Genomic DNA, 15,512 nt, shown 5'->3' on the forward strand with positions numbered 1-15,512 from the left:
CCATGCTCGGACGAATCAATCATATCGCGCTCGCCGTGCCCAATCTGGACGTGGCGGTCGCGCGCTATCGCGACAGCCTCGGCGCCAAAGTTTCTGAGCCGCAGGCGCTGCCGGAGCACGGCGTCACCGTGGTCTTCGTCACTTTCGAGAATTCCAAGGTGGAACTGCTGGAGCCGCTCGGCGAGGCCTCGCCCATCGCCGCCTTCCTGACAAAAAATCCCGATGGCGGCATGCATCACATCTGCTACGAGGTCAGAGACATCAAGGCGGCGCGGGATCATCTGATGGCGGCGGGCGCCCGCGTGCTCGGCGGCGGCGAGCCGAAGATCGGCGCGCATGGCAATCCGGTGTTGTTTCTGCACCCGAAGGATTTCTTCGGGACGTTGATCGAACTGGAGGAAGTCAGGGCTTATACCTAGGATCAACGATAAGAACGCATGCGATGAGCCGGAAGCGGGCATCCGGGCCGGAGAACCGCAGCGGTGGACAATTTCGACGCCGTCCGGCAACCGATTTCCTGCTCACCCTTGGGGTCGGTCGCTTTTGGCTCCCGGGTGGCGTCGGGATCGAAGGGAGCTGCGAAACCGGGATCGCGCCGCCTGTTCCGCTGTTCCCGGTTCAAACCGATCCGCGATCACTCTTTGTCGGAATTGGCGAGCGCCCAGCGCATATATTCGAGCAGCAACTCCTTCTCGAAGCACCGAAACCCCTTGAACAGATCGGCATCGGCGGCCAGCGCCGCCGTGATCGCCGCCTCCTCGATATCGCGGCCGCGCTCGGTCAGGAAATTTTGCATGGCGCGCCGGTCGGTCGGGTGAACCTGGCGACGGATCAACCCATCGCGCTCCATGCGCTGCAGCGTGTTGGCGAGCGTCGCCTGCTCGATCGCCAGCCGGTCGAGGATCTGTCTCTGGGTCAAGCCGTCTTCTTCCCACAGCGCGCAGAGAACGGGAAACTGACCGGGCGAAAAACCGAGCGCCGCGCCGCGCTCCTGCAGGCCGCGTGAAAACGCTCTGGCCAGCAAGCTCGTCAGATAGGTTGCGGATTCCGTCAGCTTGTAATCCATGACCGCCGCTGTGACATTGTGCTTTCGCGACACTAGCAGCTTGCGACTGTGCGAGGCTTTCGCGTCGGCGTTCTACGCACCCAATTCATCACGATTTTTGCCGCTTGGACCGTTGTGAACCGTGACATCGAAAATATATCTTGAAATTGTGGCGCAACCATCTACACTTATTCCGTGAGCGCTCCATGAACGCCGCGGCATTGGATGCCAGCCGACGCTGTTTTGCGACGTAATACTTTCATTCCTAACGGACAGTTCTGTGGTTTAACTCGGTGTGTGGAGCGCGGCCATGCGGCCTTGCGTGCGTGTTCAGCCTGTCTCTGTTTTACTTCTCGGCGTCCTCCTGCTTGCCAATTGCGCGCGGCTGCCGTCTTCCGGTCCCTCCTATCGACAGATTGAGGCGCAAGCCTTCGCCCAGATCGAGACTCCCGCGCAGAGCAACTATGTGCTGACCAATCTGTCGCTCGATCTTGCGGACAGACTGAACAAGGCGCAGGTCGCGGCGCCGGCGGCGTGGACGTCGCCACGCATCGCCCCGCAACCCACGCTGGGCGTCGGCGACCTCGTTGATGTGACCATCTTCGAATCCCAGTCCGGCGGCCTGTTCATTCCGGAAGACGCCGGCAGCCGGCCCGGAAACTACATCACGCTTCCGCGTCAGGCGGTCGATGCCCGCGGTGCGATCATGGTGCCCTACGCAGGCGCCGTCGCCGCCGATGGCCGGACGATTTCCGCTGTCCAGGAGGATGTCGAAGCGAAACTGTCCAACCGCGCCATCGAGCCGCAAGTTATCATCAGCCTGGCCGAAAGCCGATCGAAGCGGGTTTCGGTGCTGGGCGTGGTTCGGCAGCCCGGCCAGCTAGACCTCAATCCCTCCGGCGAAAGAGTGTTGGACCTGATCGCCCGGGCGGGCGGTGTGGACGGGCCGCAGCAGGAGGCCTGGGTGCGGATCGAAAGCGGCCGTCGACAAAGCGCGATGCGGTTGACGGACCTGATCAACAATCCGGATGGGAATATCTTTCTGCGTCCCGGCGATATCGTCTCCGTCAGTCGCGACCGACGCAGCTATCTGGTGCTCGGCGCGGCGAGCCAACAGGGCCAGTTCGATTTCGAAGAAGACGCCCCAAGCCTCGGCGAGGCCATCGCCCGCGCCGGCGGATTGCGCGACGACCGGGCCAGCGCCGCGCAGGTTTTCCTCTATCGCGATATGGCGCGGGAGGATCTCGCCTTGGCCGGCCTGAAGGCGGCGCCGGCGCAAGCCGCAAGCGGGGCCGCGATTTTCCACGTCGATCTTTCCGACCCCGCAATGCTGTTTGCCGCCCAGCGTCTCGTGCTGCGCGACAAGGATGTGGTCTACATCGCCAATGCCGATGCAGTCGAGATGCAGAAATTCCTGGCGCTGGTCTCTGGTTCGACGGCGACCGGCTCATCCGCGCTGGCCGATGGCGCCGCCATCGATCGCTCCCTGCGGCGGCTGTGACACGACGCCGAAGCGTGTCCGGCGCCTTGACGAGGGCTGCGATCCCCTGTCATCTGCCCGCGCTGAGGAGAGGACGCCCGCCATGAAAACTGCGACACGATCTGGGCCCGCTGGCCCCGCGGAGGCCCGCGCCCACGACCGTCGTTGGGCGGCGATGGCCGTGCTGCTGATGGCGAGCTTTATGAACATGATCGACGTCACCATCGTCAATGTGGCGCTGCCCAGCATGCGCGCCGACCTGGGCGCCACGGAAAGCGGCATCGAATGGGTGGTGGCGGGCTATATTCTATCCTTCGCGCTCGGGCTGCTGCCCTTCGGCCGCTATGGCGACATCATCGGCAAGAAGCGCATGTTCATGCTCGGCGTCGGCGGCTTCACGCTCGCCTCTGCCTTTTGCGGGCTGGCTTCCAATATCGAGATGCTGATCGTCGCCCGCATCATTCAGGGCGTGGGCGGAGCAGTGATGACGCCGCAGGTGCTGGCGATCGCCCAGGTGATGTTTCCGCCTAAAGAGAGGGCGATGGCTTTTTCGCTGTTCGGGCTCACCGCCGGTCTCGCCTCGGTGGCCGGCCCCGTCGCTGGCGGCTCGCTGATCCATGCGGATTTCTTCGGCCTCGGCTGGCGGCCGATCTTCCTGATCAATCTGCCGATCGGGGCGCTCGCGCTCTGGGCCGGCTGGAAGATCATCCCGACGATCCCCGGCAATTCTGGCCTGCGCAACGACTGGGGCGGCATCGCGCTGGCCGGCGGCGCCATTCTCTGCCTGATCTTTCCGCTGATCGAGGGCCGCGGCTTCGGCTGGCCCGCCTGGATCTTCGTCGTGATGGCGCTCGCCCTCCCGCTCGCGGCCGCCTTCGTATGGTGGGAACGGCGACAGAACGCCCGCGCTGCGGCTGAACTGGTGCCGCTCGGCCTGTTGGGCAACCGCAACTTCATCGCCGCCTCCCTGGGCGCCATGGTGTTCTTCTCCGCCCTGCCAGGCTTCTTCTTCATTCTCGCCGTGTTCCTGCAGAGCGGCTATGGCCTCGACCCCCTGGCCTCTGGCGTCACCACCATCCCCTTCCCTGTCGGCGTGCTGGTCGCTTCAGTGATTTCGGGCCGCTCAGGCGGAAAATTCGCCCGCAGCCGTATCATTTTGGGCGCGCTCTCGCTGATCGCCGCCATGGCGCTTCTGCGCCAGAGCGTAAGCGGGCTTGGCGATACGCTCGATCAGATGCGCTTCATCCTGCCGCTCGCGCTGGGAGGGCTCGGCACGGGCCTCGCCATCTCGCCCTTGTTCCAGACGGCGCTGGCCGGCGTGCCGCCGAAGGATGCGGGCTCCGGCTCGGGAGCGCTGCAATCGATACAGCAAATCGGCGGCGCTTTCGGCGTGGCGATCATCTCCCAGATATTCTTCGCCACGCTCGGCGGAAGCCTGGCTGGCGGCGCGGTGCAGCACGCCGCCTATCGCGAGGCGCTGTCAACAGCCGTGCTTTACAACATCGCCTGTTACGCCGTCGTCGCTCTGCTCGCACTTCTGCTCAAACCCGCGCCGCTAGGCCGGCATGCAGGGCCGGTGGCGGTGGAGTGAACAGCAAAACCCGCCCGTCGTCGGATCCCGTTCGTCGGCGCGGCGCTACCCGAAGAGACTTCCGACAGCCGATTTCTCACTTCGCCGGCGTGAACGTGAACTTGCGCACGATCGCCTCGACGGGCTTTCCATCGCTCGGCGACTTGCCCCGGAAGCCCCAGAGATTGAAGAAAATCGACATGGGTTTGGAGCCGATGCGGCTCTGATAATCGGTCGGCGCATAGCGCCAGGACACGGTCTTCAGCGCGTCGCCGTCGCTGTTGAGAAGGACCGACGTGTATTCCACCGATTTGCGGCTCCAGACGAATGTGTGGCGGCTAAGGGTGACGCCGCGCGGCCAGGCGAAGGCCTTGCCTGTCTGGTTGAGCGCATCGTTGGCGGGCCAGACCGTGAAGTTGAGCGGTTTGTTGGCGCGGTCGGCCCAGCGGGCGAATTCGATGTCGATCTCGTTGGTGGTGTCGGGGCCGACATCGGCCGAGGGATAATTGAAGAAACCGAAGACGACATTCTTGTCCTGGCCGCCGATATCGCCTTCAAACTCCATTTCATAGGTCCCATAGCCGAAGCGGCTGACGCTCTGTATTTCTCCCGCCGTCCAGCGGCCCTCGTCATTCTTGGAAAAATGCAGATGCAGCCGTCCCTGGCCGTCGACCTTCACCTGGCTCGCCGCCCAGCGATTGGGGCCGGGGCCGAGGCCTGCGCCGGCCTTGATGGTGAAATCATAACCGGAAAAGCGGATGCGCTTGGCGGCGTCCGCGGGCGTCGCGGCAATCGCGGCCATGAGGCAGACGGCGAGAAAGAAAGTCTTCATGGCGTTTTCTCCAGCGGCGGATGCCGCCGCTGGATAGCCGAGATCGCTGAAGCGAGGCTGATCAGGGGACCAGCAGCGTGCCGGCGCCAGTCTCAGTGAACAGTTCGAGCAGCACCGAATGCGCCGTCTTGCCGTTGAGGATGACCACGCCCTGCACGCCGGCCTGGATGGCTTCGATGCAGGTTTCGACCTTGGGGATCATGCCGCCCGAAATCGTGCCGTCCTTGATCAGCGCATGCGCCTCGGCGACCGACAATTCCTTGATGAGATTGCCGTTCTTGTCGAGAACGCCCGGAACGTCGGTGAGGAACAAGAGACGCGAGGCGTTGAGCGCGCCGGCGATGGCGCCCGCGAATGTGTCGGCGTTGATATTGTAGGTCGCGCCGTCGCGGCCCGGCGCCACGGGGGCGATGACCGGGATCATTTCCGAACGCGCGAGCAGGTCGAGCAGCGTGCGGTCGACTTCGACGACTTCGCCGACAAAGCCGAGGTCGAGAATCCGCTCGATATTGCTGTCGGGATCCTGGACCTTTTTCTGCGCCTTTTCGGCGAAGACCATGTTGCCGTCCTTGCCGCAGAGGCCAATCGCCCATTCGCCGGTCTGGTTGATCAGCGCGACGATCTCCTTGTTGATCGAGCCGGCCAGCACCATTTCGACGATCTCGACCGTCTTCTGGTCGGTCACGCGCAGACCGTTCTCGAAGCGGGATTCAATCCCCATCTTGGCGAGCATCGCGCCGATCTGCGGGCCGCCGCCATGCACGACGATCGGATTGACGCCGGATTGCTTGAGAAGCGCGATGTCGGCGGCGAAGGCCTTGCCCAGCTCTGGATTGCCCATGGCGTGGCCGCCATATTTCACCACGATGGTTTTGTTCTCGTAACGCTGCATGAAGGGCAGCGCCTGGACCAGGAGCCGCGCCTGGATCTCGCTTTCGGTGTGGGACATGAAAGGCCTCGCATGGACTGGAAACGAGCCTCTTTAGCTCAACTTCGTGACAGATGGAATGATCCGCACCGTGCATGAATGCGTAATTTCGTCAGGCGTCGCGCGGGGGAGGCGCATCCGGTTCACCATCACCAATGGACGAGATGATGCATGATCTGAACGGATTGCTGGGTCGCGTCGCCCTCGGGGACCGCAAGGCGTTCTCGGCGATTTATGAAACCGCGGGCCCGAAACTTTTCGGGATCCTGCTGCGTATCCTCAAAAACAGGCAGGAAGCCGAGGATGCGTTGCAGGATGTGTTCGTCAAAGTCTGGCGCCGCGCCGATCGTTTCAACCGTGACGCCGGCTCCGCCGAGATATGGCTGGCGGCCGTGGCGCGCAATCATGCGATCGACGCGCTGCGGGCGCGGCGGCCAGAAGCGAGTTCAATCGACGAAGTCTATGATCTGGCCGGCTCAGATCCAGATCCGGAAAAGCTTGCCGTGCTCAGAAGCGAAGGGGTGAGAATTCACAGATGCATGCAGACCCTCGAATCGGATAGGAGAGACGCCGTCCGAAAAGCCTATGTCGATGGGCTGAGTTATCAGGAATTGGCGGAACAGTATAATGTGCCGCTGAACACGATGCGAACCTGGCTGCGCCGCAGCCTTTTGAAATTGAGAGAGTGCCTCGGGCAATGAGCGAGAAGCCGCAGGATTGGGACCGCGGCCGGGATGAGATCATCTCGGGCGAATATGTGCTGGGCGTCCTGTCCGAAGCCGATCGCAAGCGCGTCGAAGCCCGCATGGCCACCGATGCGAAATTCGCCATGCAGGTGCGCCGCTGGCAGACCAATCTCGCCGATTTCAACGACGACTATGAAGCAGCGCCCCCGCCTTCGCATGTATTCCGCCGCATCGAGGCGCAATTGTTCGAAGACGAACGCGCCAATGGCGCCAGCCTCACATCCCGCGCCTGGAATTCGCTGCTGCTCTGGCGCGGGCTCGCCGTTGCGGGCGTGCTCGCCGCCGCCTGGATCGGCCTTGCGCCTCGCCTTCAGCCTCTGGGCCCGGGGCAACCGCCGCGGCCGCTGGTGGCGGAGCTGACCAGCGAGAAAAACGGGTTTAATCTCGTCGCCACCTATGATTTCGGCACCGGCCGCCTGAGCGTCATTCCGGCGGCGCTGCGACAGAACGGTCCGAAATCGCTGGAAGTCTGGGTGATCGAGGACGGCAAGCCGCCGCTGTCGGTCGGCGTGCTGCCCGAGACAGGCCGCGGCGACATTGTCATCCCGACTTCGCTGCGCGCCAGCTTCACCGCCGGCCGCACCATCGCCATCACGGTGGAACCGCTCGGCGGCTCGCCCGATGGCAAACCCACCGGGCCGGTGATCGCGGCGGGGCGCGCGGTCACGCTTTAGGGCTGACGGGCCAATTGCGGACGCCATTTTGCCGTTTCGAGGAAGCGTGATATCATTCCGCCAACAACAACGGGAATGGACATGGCCTCTACTTCATCCGTGCGCGCCGACGTTGATGCCAACATCAAGACCGAAGCAGAAACGATCCTCTCCGATATGGGGCTAACGGCATCCGACGTGCTCCGGATGGCGCTTATCCGTATCATCGAGGACAAAGCGCTGCCGGCCGAGTTCAAGCGTCCGAACGCCGAAACCCGATCGGCCATCGATGAGTCGCGGTCCATCATCGAATCTCGTAAATCCCGCTTCGCCGAGGCCAAGGAGCTTTTCGAGCAGCTTGACAAAAACGCCGGGTGACAAACGCGGCGCCATACCGCCGCGATCGGTGGATTTCACCAGCGCCTTCCAAAAGGATTGGCGGAGGTTAGCGCGCGCCGGTCGTCACGATATGCGGCGGCTAAAGCTCGTGATGATGCATTTGATTGGCAATGAAAGACCGCCCGATCCGGAATGGCTGGATCACCCCCTGAAGGGCAACTGGTCTGATCATCGCGAGTGCCATATCGGCGGCGATTTCCTCCTGATATACAGGGCAACAGAGCACATGATCATCTTCGTACGGTGCGGCTCCCATAGCGATCTTTTTGGTTGAAGCCGGAAGCATCGGGGCGGCAATCAATAAATCTTTCAGCAAAGCCGAAATTTTCTCACTCACCCTGAAACTCATTTTTCTCCCTTCCGTAGTTCGCAGTGTCCCCCAATGAGGGACGACGCCGGCGGGACATCCGGCGTGATGTTCAACAGGAAGGAAAGATCCATGCTCAAGACCACGTTTCGCACTGCCGCCCTCCTCTCCGCCGTGATCGGAGCGGGCGCCGTGGCCTATGCCTCTTCCAACCCGGAAGTCGGCGGCGCGCCGATGTATGACAACAAGACGATTGTCGAAAACGCTGTCAACTCCAAGGATCACACCACGCTGGTCGCCGCCGTCAAGGCAGCCGGTCTGGTCGACACGCTGAATAGTGCAGGCCCCTTCACCGTCTTCGCCCCCACCAACGAAGCCTTCGCCGCGCTGCCGGCCGGCACGGTTGACACCCTGCTCAAGCCCGAAAACAAGGATCAGCTGGTCAAGGTGCTGACCTGCCATGTGGTGGCCGCCGACGCCATGGCGGCGGCAATCGACAAGATGATCAAGGATGACGGCGGCAGCCACGACGTAAAGACCGTGGGCGGCTGCACGCTCAAGGCCACCGAAATGGGCGGCAAGATCATGCTGACCGACGAGATGGGCAATATGGCCACCGTCACCATCGCCGACGTCAAGCAGAAGAACGGCGTCATCCATGTCATCGACAAGGTGCTGCTGCCGAAGGCGTAAAGCCTGAGCAGCCGCGCGCGGGTCCTCCCTTTGGGGTTGCGCGCCCCGGACTCGCTTCCTGCCGCCCGGGCCTCCCGGGCGGCTTTTTTATGCGTTGTTCAGCCCAGAGACAGAAGATACTGGATCGCCGCCCGCATCTCTTCGACGCCCACGCCCTTTTCGGAGGAGGTGGCGAGAATTTCCGGATAGGACGCCGGATGCTTGGCGAGCTTGGCGAGGGTTTCGACCTTGAGCGTCTCCAATTCCGAGGGCTTGATCTTGTCGGTCTTGGTCAGCACGATCTGATAAGAGACGGCGGCGAGGTCGAGCAGCTTCAGCACATCCTCGTCATTTTTCTTGATGCCATGGCGGCTGTCGATCAGCACATAGACGCGCTTGAGCGTGGTGCGGCCGCGCAGATAATCGAAGACCAGCTTGGTCCAGGCGTCCACCTGCGCCTTCGGCGCCTGCGCATAGCCATAGCCCGGCATGTCGACCAGCGCGCAGGGCGGCAGGTCGCCCGCCTCGCCCGAATACCCGTCCGGCACGAAATAATTGAGTTCCTGCGTGCGGCCCGGCGTATTGGAAGTGCGGGCAAGCCCGTTCTGGCCGACAAGCGCATTGATCAGCGAGGATTTGCCGACATTGGAGCGACCGGCGAAAGCGATTTCGGCTGGTCCCTCAGGCGGCAGGAACTTCATCGCCGGCACGCCGCGAATGAACACCCAGGGCCGCGTGAAGATGCGGCTGAGTTTGTCGGCTTGCGTGTCGGCCATGGTTCTATCCTGTCTTGCGGCTAAACCTCGCCTTTTGGGCTATTCCCCGCATAAGTCAAGGCTTAGCGGCGATCGCGGGCGCCGGAGCCTGCCGTTTCAGCGCTTTCGAAAGGTAGAAGATCAGCGCCGCCAGGATGATCAGGCCGCCGACCACGGTTTCCGGCCCCGGCACTTCGCCATGAAAGATCGCCACCCAGACCGGGCCGAGCATGGTTTCGGCGGTCCCCAGGAGCGCGGCGAAAGCCGAGGGGATCAGCCGCGCGCCGGTGACGAACAGCGCCATGCCCAGGCCGAGATTGAGCGCGCCGAACACGAACAGCACCCCGAATTCGCCCGGCGTCACCGCAAAGCCCGAGGCCTGGGTTGCGGCAAAGGCGCAAGCCGCAAAACAGCCGAGGCTTGCGCCCGGCGTCTGCCGGACATTGGGAAAGCGCCGGGTGACAACGGTGGTCATGGCGAAGACGATGGCGATGGCGAGCGCCAGGAGATTGCCGAACCAGGCATATGGATAGGCGGCGTCAGTACCCGCGCCTTGCGCCTCATCCCCCGTCAGCACAGCCAGCAGCGGCCCGCCGGCCACCATGATCGCCACGCCGGCGATCACCGCGACAATGGCGAGCCAGGTGGCGAGGGTGACGCGCTCGCGAAACAGCAGCCAGGCGATCAGCGCCGCAAACAAGGGCACGCCGGCCTGGATCAAGACGACATTGGCGACCGTGGTGTAGGAAATGGCGATGACGAAGCAGGACGAGGCGACGGCGAAGCCGAAAGCCACCAGCAGGCCGGGAACGCCCATATTGCGATAGAGCGACAGCGTCTTCAGCGGGCCGTCGCGCAAAAGCAGAAAGCCAAGCAGGAACAGCCCGGCGAACAGGCCGCGCCAGAACACCACGGTCCAGCTGTCGTCGATATCCAGATAGCGAGCCAGCGCGCCGCCAAAACTCCAGGCCACGGCCGAGAGAAACACCAGAAGCGCGCCCATTCCCTCCTGCTGCGCCGGCGCGGTCGCCATGCTCTTGTCCATTCGTCGCCCCTGCCCTTCGCTCGTTTACGCCCAGTCTAAACGAAAGCAACCGGGGCGAAGCCCCGGTTGCGACATTTGCGACTTATCAATTCTTTTCAAGACGCATTCACGCCGATGATGGCTTTCGCTTGAACAGTCCCTTGAGATTGTCGAACAGCTCGATCTTGGCGCCGTGACGCTTCATGATGATGCCCTGCTGCAGCACCGACAGCGTGTTGTTCCACGCCCAGTAGATCACCAGACCCGCCGGGAACGAACCGAGCATGAAGGTGAAGATCAGCGGCATCCAGTTGAAGATCATCGCCTGCGTCGGATCGGGCGGCGTCGGGTTCATCCGCATCTGCACGAACATGGTGATGCCCATGATGATCGGCCAGACGCCGAGCATCAGCGCATGCGGAGGCGTCCAGGGGATCAGGCCGAACAGATTGAAGATCGTGGTCGGATCCGGCGAAGACAGGTCCTGAATCCAGCCGAAGAACGGCGCATGCCGCATTTCGATCGTCACATAGATGACCTTGTAGAGCGCGAAGAACACCGGGATCTGCAACAGCACCGGCCAGCAACCGGCCACCGGATTGACCTTCTCTTCCTTGTAGAGCTGCATCATCGCCTGCTGCAGCGCCATGCGGTCGTCGCCATGCTTGGCTTTCAGCTCTTCCATCTTCGGCTGCAGCGTCTTCATCTTGGCCATCGAGGCGTATTGCCGGTTGGCGATCGGGAAGAAGATCAGCTTGACGATGACGGTCGTGCCAAGGATGGCGAGGCCGAAATTGCCGAAATAGTGGAACAGCCAGTCCATCAGATAGAACATGGGCTTGGTGAAAAAGTAGAACCAGCCCCAGTCGATCAGCTTGTTGAAATCCTGAACGCCGTATTTCTCTTCGTAACCTTCGATCACGGGCACCTGCTTGGCGCCGGCGAAAATCATCGTCGAGAAACTTTTGGTCTCGCCCGCGGCCACCGCCGTGGCGGCGTTTTCGCGATAATCGGCCTGATACAACGGCTGGCCGGTCTCGACATGCGAAAACTGCGAGGTGAAGGCGGAGTTCTTCTGGGGAACGATGGCCGCAGCCCAGTATTTGTCGGTAATGCCGAACCAGCCGCCCTGCGGCGCCTCGAACTTGGCGGGCTCGCTGCTGGCGCCGCTGAAGGTTTCTTCCTTCAGGCTGCCATCCATGACCCCGACATAACCTTCATGCAGAACCCATGCGGACGCATGCGTCGGCTGATTGTAGCGCACGACGCGACCGTAAGGGGTCAGAGACAGCGGCGCGGCCGAGCCGTTCTTCACGCTGTCCTCGATCTGGAACATATATTTTTCGTCGACCGAGATCCGGCGGGTGAAGGTCACGCCTTCGGGATTGGTGTAGGTCAGCGTCACCGGCGTGGTCTGGGTCAGACGATTGTTGCCCTCCACAGTCCAGTTGGTCGTCATGCCGGGCAGGTTCTGCGCGCCGAGGAAACCGAGTTCGACGAAATAGCCGTCCTTGGTGTTGCCAGGGCTGAACAGCGTGATGATCGGGCTGTCCTTGTCGATCGTCTCGCGGTAATTCTTGAGCCGGAGATCGTCGAGCCGCGCGCCGGCCAGGCTGATCGAGCCGGTGAGCGAGGGCGTATCGATGATGATGCGGTCGGTCTGGGAAAGCGCCTGCTCGCGCGTCACCACGGCCACCGTCTGGCCATTGGCGCCGGGGATGGGCTGGCCGGACTGATCGAGCGCGGGCGCCTGCGCCGCAGCCGGATTGGCCTTTTGCTGCAGGGCGATTTCAGCCTGGCGCTGCTCCTCGATCTTCTGCTGGGCCTCCATTTTCGGACCCATGTAGAAGAACTGCCAGGCAAAGACGATCAGGACCGACAGAACGATCGCGACATAATAATTACGGTTGTTTTCCATCACTCTTTCCCGGTGGCCGGCTTTTCTTGTCCTGCCGGCTGGAGATGCGCGCGATAAGGGTTTTGCTCAAATCATCGAAGGAAGCGGACATTGCCTCTCGATGGGCCACAATCACATAGTCGTGTCCCGGCTGCATTGCAAACTGCGCCTTCAGCCTGACCGCTTCTTTCAGGCGGCGGCGGATGCGATTTCGCTCCACCGAATTGCCTTGCTTCTTGGTGACGGTGAAGCCGACGCGCGGCGCGTCTTCGGGAGATTTGCGATCCAGGACCTCGACGATGAAAAAACGGCCTCTGCGCCGCTCGCCCTCGCGCACACGCAAAAATTCCGGCCGGCTCTTCAGCCGACCGGCAGTACGAACATCTTTTTGGTTCGTCATCAGTCCTTCGGGTCCGTCGCGCTTTACGCGGACAGAACCTTGCGGCCGCGATTGCGGCGAGCGCTGATAACCTTGCGGCCACCCTTGGTGGCGATGCGGGCGCGGAAGCCGTGACGACGCTTGCGGACGATCTTGGACGGCTGGTAGGTACGCTTTGTTGCCATTTATTTAATTACCGCGGAGTGCGGCCCTTCTTGATGAGCGTGTTTTGGATGTCGCACGGAAACGCGTTGGCCGCTTGCGCGGACCCGGCCATCCCGAACGTGGCCGGGCTTATAGGGAGAGACGCCGAGGAAGTCAACCTTTCGGCCGCATTTCAGCTCCGTTGCGGGGTTGCGGAATTCGCGCGGACCTTTACATGATGCTTAAGCATGAGGGGCGCTCGAAAGGCCCCGAAGGTAACTCCAGAGGACGGAGCGGCGATTGGCCCGGGATGGAATGATTGCACAGGCGCCCGTCCGCGGCCTCGCTTTCGATGCGACGGCGGAAACGCCGCCCGCCGCCCGCCTGTCCACCCGCATCCTCCTGCTGACCGTGATTTTCGTGATGCTGGCCGAAATCATGATCTTCGTGCCCTCGGTCACCGATATGCGGCTGTCCTGGCTGCGCGACCGGCTCAACACCGCCGCCGCCGCCGCCATCGTCATCGACGGCCTTCCGAACATCAAGCTGCCGCGCTCGCTCGAGGATTCGACGCTGATGGCCACCGGCACCAAGGCCATCGCCCTGCACAAGGAAGAACTGACCCGGATGATCGTGGTCTCCGAAGTGCCGCCGGCGGTCAACGCGCAATATGACCTGTCGGCGGGAAGCTTCCTGACTAACGCCTATGACGCTTTCGCGACACTCGCCTGGGGCGGCGAGCAGGTGGTCAGCGTGCGCGGTCCGATCGGCGCGTCCGGCATGGAGATCGAACTGGTGATGAGCGACCGGGCGTTACGCCAGGCCATGCTCGTCTATTGCCGCGAAATTCTGTTCTTCTCGATCGTCATCTCGCTGACCACGGCGGCGCTGATCTTCTTCACCATCAACCGCATCCTGATTCGCCCGATCGGCCGGATGACGGCAAGCATGCAGGGTTTCGCCGCCGATCCCGGCAATCCCGGAGCCATCATGGCGCCGCCCGAGGGCCGCGACGAATTGTCGGTCGCCGCCCGCCATCTCGCCGCCATGCAGACGGAATTGCAGCGCACGCTGAAACAGCAGAAAAATCTCGCCGATCTCGGCCTCGCCGTCTCCAAGATTAATCACGACATGCGCAATATCCTGTCGTCGGCGCAATTGATGTCGGACCGCCTGACCGAACTCGGCGATCCCGTCGGCCGCGGCCTGTCGGCCAAGCTGGTGCGCACGCTCGGCCGCGCCATCAGCTACTCTTCGGACGTCCTCGCCTATGGCAGGGCGAGCGAAGCCGCCCCGCAGATCGGCCGGTTTGCGCTTGGCCCGCTCGTCGACGATGTCGGCGAAATTCTCGGCTTGGCCATGGAGGGGCCGATTCGCTTCATGAGCGACATCGACCCTTCGCTCGAAATCGAGGCGGATCCCGAACAGATGTTCCGGGTGATCTACAATCTCTGCCGAAATTCGCTGCAGGCGCTCGAATCGCATGAGGCTGACGACAAATGCATCCGCATCGGCGTCGCCGTCGTCGACAACCGCCTGAGGCTGGATATCGACGACAACGGTCCGGGCATGCCCGCCAAAGCGCGCGATCATCTGTTCTCCGCCTTCCGCGGCTCAACCCGCGCCGGCGGCGTCGGCCTCGGCCTGGTCATCGCCCGCGATATCGCCATCGCGCATGGCGGAACGATCGCGCTTGTGGAAAAAAACGCTCCCGGCTGCCTGTTCCGGGTGGAAATCCCGCATCGCGCAGGGCTTTGAGCCGTCCCGGAGCCGGTTTTTCGACCCCGCTCCGGAGACCCCCTCCCCGCTTTTATTGCATTTTTTTGAAAAAGACGCTTGCAATCCCAAAAGCCTCGCAGTAGTAGAGCCGCACACCGCCGGACACGGCGGCGGATTGGCAAGCACCCGTAGCTCAGCTGGATAGAGCACCAGACTACGAATCTGGGGGTCAGGAGTTCGAATCTCTTCGGGTGCGCCACTTCCCTTCTTCTTTTCAATGAAATCAAAGTGTTGAAGGTCCTACAGCGTTGCTGACGCTGGCCTCTGGCTTTTGAGTTTCCCTTCCCCTGCTACGATTTCGCGTGTTGCGACACGCCGTTAACGACAGACGAAAAAATCCCCACCGCCGTCCTGCTCGGGCCTGTCCCGAGCATCTGCAACGGCTTGATTTTGTTCACTGTCTTGGATCCTCGATGACGACGGAGCGGGGCGAAACCCCTCCCCAACCCCTCCCCACAAGGGGGAGGGGCTTGCGCTGCCGCCCCCTCCAACCCCAAGAAACCTCGCCTCCGCTAGGCTGAACTGTGGGACGCCAGCGGCAGCTCCAAGTTAAGCCCCTCCCCTTGTGGGAGGGGTGGGGGAGGGTCTTCCTCAAAAAATCACCCTCCCGAAAATTTTTTCATCCCCCACCATCCCACGCCGCTTATCCTCATCTCGTCCCATCATCGGCTACACCGCGAGGCGTCGCGGCGAGATGGGGCCGGCGCTGGGGAAAGGGGGACGACGTGAACTCTCTTTCTCCGGGGCTTCGAGAAACGACGACCCCCGAACACTGGGGACTTGGCGTGAAAGCGTCCCCCCAGGGTGGCGTCTCGAAAGGGACGTTACAGTAAGGCCCGCTTTAGAGGCGGATTACCCGTAGGCTCGACCTGCGGCGACGAGCGTCAAGTTCGAGGCACAAA

The 15,512-nt window shown here is 62.5% G+C and carries 17 protein-coding genes and 1 tRNA gene; 10 read left to right on the forward strand and 8 right to left on the reverse strand.

What is annotated here, in order from left to right:
- The first annotated feature begins 2 nt into the window (after positions 1-2).
- Positions 3-419, forward strand: a complete 417-nt coding sequence (mce, locus tag M2360_RS01715; protein ID WP_280772635.1) for a methylmalonyl-CoA epimerase — start codon at positions 3-5, stop codon at positions 417-419.
- Positions 420-634: 215 nt separating this feature from the next.
- Here the strand turns inward: mce and M2360_RS01720 are convergent, their stop codons facing one another.
- Complete coding sequence (locus M2360_RS01720) at positions 635-1,066, reverse strand: MarR family transcriptional regulator (RefSeq protein WP_280772636.1); 432 nt, start codon at positions 1,064-1,066, stop codon at positions 635-637.
- Positions 1,067-1,355: 289 nt separating this feature from the next.
- Here M2360_RS01720 and M2360_RS01725 point away from each other — a divergent pair, with 289 nt between their 5' ends.
- Positions 1,356-2,546, forward strand: a complete 1,191-nt coding sequence (locus tag M2360_RS01725; protein WP_280772637.1) for a polysaccharide biosynthesis/export family protein — start codon at positions 1,356-1,358, stop codon at positions 2,544-2,546.
- 82 nt (positions 2,547-2,628) lie between these two features.
- The gene (locus M2360_RS01730; protein ID WP_280772638.1) at positions 2,629-4,116 is read left to right on the forward strand and encodes an MFS transporter; all 1,488 of its coding nucleotides are present in this window, start codon (positions 2,629-2,631) and stop codon (positions 4,114-4,116) included.
- 76 nt (positions 4,117-4,192) lie between these two features.
- On the opposite strand, the gene M2360_RS01735 is transcribed toward M2360_RS01730, so the two are convergent.
- Positions 4,193-4,927: a glycoside hydrolase family 16 protein gene (locus tag M2360_RS01735; protein WP_280772640.1), complete on the reverse strand. Its 735-nt coding sequence runs from the start codon at positions 4,925-4,927 to the stop codon at positions 4,193-4,195.
- A gap of 61 nt (positions 4,928-4,988) precedes the next feature.
- Positions 4,989-5,876: an acetylglutamate kinase gene (argB, locus tag M2360_RS01740; RefSeq protein ID WP_280772641.1), complete on the reverse strand. Its 888-nt coding sequence runs from the start codon at positions 5,874-5,876 to the stop codon at positions 4,989-4,991.
- Positions 5,877-6,022: 146 nt separating this feature from the next.
- Between argB and M2360_RS01745 the strand changes: the two genes are divergently transcribed.
- The 5 genes from M2360_RS01745 (at position 6,023) to M2360_RS01765 (ending at position 8,653) form a co-directional block, all read left to right on the forward strand.
- Positions 6,023-6,556 (forward strand): sigma-70 family RNA polymerase sigma factor, encoded by a 534-nt coding sequence (locus M2360_RS01745; RefSeq protein ID WP_280772642.1) that lies wholly within the window; start codon positions 6,023-6,025, stop codon positions 6,554-6,556.
- The gene (locus M2360_RS01750) at positions 6,553-7,275 is read left to right on the forward strand and encodes an anti-sigma factor (RefSeq protein ID WP_280772643.1); all 723 of its coding nucleotides are present in this window, start codon (positions 6,553-6,555) and stop codon (positions 7,273-7,275) included. The genes M2360_RS01745 and M2360_RS01750 overlap by 4 nt, the downstream gene beginning before the upstream one ends.
- Positions 7,276-7,350: 75 nt before the next feature.
- The gene (locus tag M2360_RS01755) at positions 7,351-7,632 is read left to right on the forward strand and encodes a type II toxin-antitoxin system RelB/DinJ family antitoxin (protein ID WP_280772644.1); all 282 of its coding nucleotides are present in this window, start codon (positions 7,351-7,353) and stop codon (positions 7,630-7,632) included.
- Positions 7,544-7,927: a type II toxin-antitoxin system YafQ family toxin gene (locus M2360_RS01760; protein ID WP_280772645.1), complete on the forward strand. Its 384-nt coding sequence runs from the start codon at positions 7,544-7,546 to the stop codon at positions 7,925-7,927. Before M2360_RS01755 ends, M2360_RS01760 begins: the two co-directional genes overlap by 89 nt.
- 165 nt (positions 7,928-8,092) lie before the next feature.
- Positions 8,093-8,653 (forward strand): fasciclin domain-containing protein, encoded by a 561-nt coding sequence (locus tag M2360_RS01765; RefSeq protein ID WP_280772646.1) that lies wholly within the window; start codon positions 8,093-8,095, stop codon positions 8,651-8,653.
- A gap of 98 nt (positions 8,654-8,751) precedes the next feature.
- Here M2360_RS01765 and yihA read toward each other — a convergent pair whose 3' ends face one another.
- The 5 genes from yihA to rpmH all read right to left on the reverse strand — a co-directional run bounded on the left by yihA (position 8,752) and on the right by rpmH (position 12,872).
- On the reverse strand, positions 8,752-9,408 hold the full coding sequence (gene yihA, locus M2360_RS01770) for a ribosome biogenesis GTP-binding protein YihA/YsxC (RefSeq protein ID WP_280772647.1): 657 nt from the start codon (positions 9,406-9,408) through the stop codon (positions 8,752-8,754).
- Between the two features lie 55 nt (positions 9,409-9,463).
- The gene (locus M2360_RS01775) at positions 9,464-10,432 is read right to left on the reverse strand and encodes a DMT family transporter (RefSeq protein ID WP_280772648.1); all 969 of its coding nucleotides are present in this window, start codon (positions 10,430-10,432) and stop codon (positions 9,464-9,466) included.
- A 106-nt stretch (positions 10,433-10,538) separates the two neighbouring features.
- The gene (yidC, locus tag M2360_RS01780; protein ID WP_280772649.1) at positions 10,539-12,329 is read right to left on the reverse strand and encodes a membrane protein insertase YidC; all 1,791 of its coding nucleotides are present in this window, start codon (positions 12,327-12,329) and stop codon (positions 10,539-10,541) included.
- Entirely contained in the window at positions 12,313-12,708 is a 396-nt protein-coding gene (rnpA, locus tag M2360_RS01785) for a ribonuclease P protein component (protein ID WP_280772650.1), read from the reverse strand. The genes yidC and rnpA overlap by 17 nt, the downstream gene beginning before the upstream one ends.
- A 23-nt stretch (positions 12,709-12,731) precedes the next feature.
- On the reverse strand, positions 12,732-12,872 hold the full coding sequence (gene rpmH / locus M2360_RS01790; RefSeq protein ID WP_280772651.1) for a 50S ribosomal protein L34: 141 nt from the start codon (positions 12,870-12,872) through the stop codon (positions 12,732-12,734).
- Between the two features lie 259 nt (positions 12,873-13,131).
- Between rpmH and M2360_RS01795 the strand changes: the two genes are divergently transcribed.
- Together M2360_RS01795 and M2360_RS01800 are read left to right on the forward strand one after the other, a co-directional pair.
- Positions 13,132-14,589, forward strand: a complete 1,458-nt coding sequence (locus tag M2360_RS01795) for a HAMP domain-containing sensor histidine kinase (protein ID WP_280772652.1) — start codon at positions 13,132-13,134, stop codon at positions 14,587-14,589.
- A 143-nt stretch (positions 14,590-14,732) separates the two neighbouring features.
- Positions 14,733-14,809: transfer RNA gene (locus tag M2360_RS01800), tRNA-Arg, on the forward strand.
- Positions 14,810-15,512: the final 703 nt, after the last annotated feature.

It is taken from the genome of Rhizobium sp. SG_E_25_P2 (genome assembly GCF_029892285.1).
Lineage (GTDB): Bacteria > Pseudomonadota > Alphaproteobacteria > Rhizobiales > Rhizobiaceae > Rhizobium_E.

Bases quoted from the DNA above. Each gene is read 5' to 3' on its own strand.
- M2360_RS01765 (WP_280772646.1), top strand. From the start codon at position 8,093: ATGCTCAAGACCACGTTTCGCACTGCCGCCCTCCTCTCCGCCGTGATC.
- M2360_RS01755 (WP_280772644.1), top strand. From the start codon at position 7,351: ATGGACATGGCCTCTACTTCATCCGTGCGCGCCGACGTTGATGCCAAC.
- mce (WP_280772635.1), top strand. From the start codon at position 3: ATGCTCGGACGAATCAATCATATCGCGCTCGCCGTGCCCAATCTGGAC.
- argB (WP_280772641.1), bottom strand. From the start codon at position 5,876: ATGTCCCACACCGAAAGCGAGATCCAGGCGCGGCTCCTGGTCCAGGCG.
- M2360_RS01735 (WP_280772640.1), bottom strand. From the start codon at position 4,927: ATGAAGACTTTCTTTCTCGCCGTCTGCCTCATGGCCGCGATTGCCGCG.
- M2360_RS01730 (WP_280772638.1), top strand. From the start codon at position 2,629: ATGAAAACTGCGACACGATCTGGGCCCGCTGGCCCCGCGGAGGCCCGC.
- M2360_RS01760 (WP_280772645.1), top strand. From the start codon at position 7,544: ATGAGTCGCGGTCCATCATCGAATCTCGTAAATCCCGCTTCGCCGAGG.
- M2360_RS01720 (WP_280772636.1), bottom strand. From the start codon at position 1,066: ATGGATTACAAGCTGACGGAATCCGCAACCTATCTGACGAGCTTGCTG.
- rnpA (WP_280772650.1), bottom strand. From the start codon at position 12,708: ATGACGAACCAAAAAGATGTTCGTACTGCCGGTCGGCTGAAGAGCCGG.
- yihA (WP_280772647.1), bottom strand. From the start codon at position 9,408: ATGGCCGACACGCAAGCCGACAAACTCAGCCGCATCTTCACGCGGCCC.
- rpmH (WP_280772651.1), bottom strand. From the start codon at position 12,872: ATGGCAACAAAGCGTACCTACCAGCCGTCCAAGATCGTCCGCAAGCGT.
- M2360_RS01750 (WP_280772643.1), top strand. From the start codon at position 6,553: ATGAGCGAGAAGCCGCAGGATTGGGACCGCGGCCGGGATGAGATCATC.
- M2360_RS01745 (WP_280772642.1), top strand. From the start codon at position 6,023: ATGCATGATCTGAACGGATTGCTGGGTCGCGTCGCCCTCGGGGACCGC.
- yidC (WP_280772649.1), bottom strand. From the start codon at position 12,329: ATGGAAAACAACCGTAATTATTATGTCGCGATCGTTCTGTCGGTCCTG.
- M2360_RS01725 (WP_280772637.1), top strand. From the start codon at position 1,356: ATGCGGCCTTGCGTGCGTGTTCAGCCTGTCTCTGTTTTACTTCTCGGC.
- M2360_RS01775 (WP_280772648.1), bottom strand. From the start codon at position 10,432: ATGGACAAGAGCATGGCGACCGCGCCGGCGCAGCAGGAGGGAATGGGC.